The organism is Spirillospora sp. NPDC049652, from assembly GCF_040675125.1.
In the GTDB taxonomy this organism is placed as follows: Bacteria; Actinomycetota; Actinomycetes; order Streptosporangiales; family Streptosporangiaceae; genus Spirillospora.
Genome location: NZ_JBFAOF010000888.1, coordinates 1 through 2997, shown reverse-complemented (window position 1 = coordinate 2997; position 2997 = coordinate 1). Strand labels below are relative to the sequence as shown.

2 protein-coding genes are annotated in these 2997 nt (G+C 71.7%); one reads left to right on the top strand and one right to left on the bottom strand.

Annotated elements, in window-relative coordinates; translation table 11 throughout:
- Nucleotides 1–160 precede the first annotated feature (160 nt).
- Nucleotides 161–1708: an FAD-binding oxidoreductase gene (locus tag AB0J52_RS34390; protein WP_500187070.1), complete on the bottom strand. Its 1548-nt coding sequence runs from the start codon at nt 1706–1708 to the stop codon at nt 161–163.
- A gap of 263 nt (nt 1709–1971) precedes the next feature.
- Here AB0J52_RS34390 and AB0J52_RS34385 point away from each other — a divergent pair.
- Nucleotides 1972–2997 (top strand): helicase domain-containing protein (locus AB0J52_RS34385; protein ID WP_500187069.1); only part of this gene is annotated, 1026 nt, incomplete at its 3' end.

Below are 2997 nucleotides of genomic sequence, written 5' to 3'. Positions count from 1 at the left end.
GCGCTCAGTCCCGCGCCGTCCACGGCCGTGACCCCGCCGAACCGGACCGTCACGTCCGCCGCCCGGAGCCCCTCGCCGGAGCCCGGCCAGGCCGCGGCCCGCCGTTCGCCCATCCGCAGCACCATGTGATCTCCATCATGTGATCCAGATCACGACGCCCCTACGATAGCCCCTTCGGCCGGATCGACTGGCGGTGGTGGAAGATGTCGAGCGGATCCCAGTTGCGCTTGATGTCCTGAAGGCCGCTGTAGTGGCGCCCGTAGTAGAGGGTCGACCACGGAACATCGGAACCGTTCCATTCCGGATCGCTCAGATCGACGTCGGGATAGCCGATGTAGCAGCCGTCCGTCGTGTGCTGCCCGCCGTGGCCGTCGGGGACCGGCACCCCGCCTGTGCCCTGGTACATCCGCTGGTACAGCTCCCGGATCCAGCGCAGGTGGCCCTCGCCGTCCCGGTCCACCGGCCAGTAGATCTGGTGCTGCAGCTTGAGCACCGAACTCCGCTGGATCACCGCCGTGTCCGAGGCCCCCACGTCGTTGATCGCGCCGCCGTAGGAGTCGATCTGGACGACCGCGTCCCGCACCACATCAGGATCCTCCAACGCGAGCGCCTCCCACAGCGCGTCGATCTGCTCCTTCGGAAGCGGACGGAGCATGTACGCGGATTTGTGCTTGCCGCAGCGCAGGTTGTCCACCGGCCCGAGCAGTTTGTCCACGGTGTTCCACGGCAGCATCGTCGGGCTCTCCAGACCCGCGAGCGCCGGATACTCCCCGTGCGCCTGGGTCAGCGACCCCCGGACCGGGCCGACCTCCCGGTTCATGGCGGCCAGGAACTCTTCGAGCCGGGCCCTGGCATCGGGGAGAGTGGCGTCGATCTGGGCGATCAGCCCGATCTCGTCCTTGCTGCGGTGGTTGAGCAGCAGGATCGCGAACAGGGGCCGGTAGCGCTCCTTGGCCTCCGGGTCCGTCGTGGCGAAGAACTCGCCGAAGTTGTCGATGATGCGGCCGAAGTGCGCCCGGTTCATCTTCGACCATTTCCACCCGCTGACGGTGAGCAGGACCCGCTCCGGAGCCTTCGGGAGCTCGCGGAACCAGAAGCGGGTCACGATGCCGAAGTTGCCGCCCCCGCCACCGGTGTGCGCCCACCACAGGTCCCGCTCCTCCGACCTGGAGGTCGCGACGACCAGCCGCACCTTGCGGTTCTCGTCCACCACGGCGACCTCGACCGCGCACAGGTAGTCGACGGTGAGGCCGAACTGCCGCGACAGCAGGCCGAACCCGCCCGCCGGCACGTGCCCGCCGACGCCGACCGACGGGCACGAACCGCCGGGCAGCACCCGCCCCGTCCGCAGGAACAGGTTCTTGCGCAGGCCGCCGTTGGTGGCCCCGGCCTCGACACAGACCACGTCCGGGCCCATGCCGGGGTCCTCGTAGATCCGGTTCATGAGCGAGACGTCGATGATCACCCGCACGTCGCCGGAGCAGACGAAGTCCTCATAGCAGTGCCCGCCGGAGCGGACGGTGATCCGCGTCCGCTCGCCCGTGGGCCGCTCCTTCACCGCCTCTTGCAGCGCCGCCCTGACCTCCTTGCTGTCGCGCACCAACCGGACGTACTCGGGATTCGCGTGCCACCTGGGGTTGAAGCCGCGGCACAGTGCCGGGAACCGCACGTCCCCGGCCACGACCTTGATCCCGGCTTCGCCTGCCACCGCCACGTCCGTCCCCTCGTCGCCCACCGCTCCCTCTCCCCACTCTCCGGACCGCGTCCGGCCGGCGCCCGGCCACGAAGATCTTCTTCCGCGATCAACGCAATCCCCACCCCAACGGAACGGCCGCACTTCACCCGAGGGCCGGGCCGGACCGGGGCGCTCGTCTCCCGGCCGGATGATCAGAAGGCGGGGCGGGCGGACGACCCGCCGGGTAAGGTCGTGGGTTTCGCCAACGACCGCTCTCCGACCGGAGGTCTGTTCGCATGCCCGGAGAAACCCTGCCCCAGAAGGCCGAGCCCAGGGCCACCACGCCCACGGGGACGACCGAGGTCCTGACCGCCGAGCGCGCGCACCTCGCGGCGGCCCGCGAGGCGCTGCGCCGGATGCGCGAGCACGCCGCGAGCCTGTCGGCGGACATGGCCGCCGACTGGGTGTCGCGCAAGTACCTGGAGTCGCTGCTCGACCAGCGGGTCGCCGCGCTCGCCGACCACCCCGACACCCCGCTGTTCTTCGGCCGGATGGACCGCGACCACCAGCAAGTCCGGGAGAGCCCGGACGACGAGTCCGGCGAGGCGGACGGGCTCGCGACGATGTACGTGGGGCGGCGGCACGTCCACGACGACGGCGGCGACCGGCGTCCGCTGGTGCTGGACTGGCGCGCCCCCGTCTGCCGCGCGTTCTACCAGGCGGGCCCGGCCGACACGATGGGCTGGCGGACGCGCCGCCGGTTCGGGTTCCGCGGCGGCGAGCTGACCGCGTTCGAGGACGAGCCGCTCGACGCGCCCGTCCACACCTCGGCGCTGCTCACCGCCGAGATCGAGCGGCCGCGCACCGGCCCGATGCGCGACATCGTCGCCACCATCCAGCCCGAGCAGGACGTGATCGTCCGCGCGGACCTCGGCCGCACGGTGTGCGTGCAGGGCGCGCCCGGCACCGGCAAGACCGCCGTCGGCCTGCACCGCGCCGCCTACCTGCTGTTCACCCACCGGGAGCGGCTGGCCCGGTCCGGGGTGCTGATCGTGGGGCCGAACCGCGCGTTCCTCGCCTACATCTCGTCCGTCCTGCCCGCGCTCGGCGAGGTCCAGGTCGACCAGGCGACGGTGGACGACCTGCTCGGCGCGCCCACCGGAGAGGAGCCCGCCGCCGCGTCCGCGGTCAAGGGCGACGCCCGGATGGCCGAGGTGCTGCGCCGCGCGCTGTGGCGGCACGTCCGCAAGCCCGAGGAGGGCCTGGTCTACACGCGCGGCGTCGCCAAGTTCCGGCTCGCCGACCACGAGGTGCGCCAGACC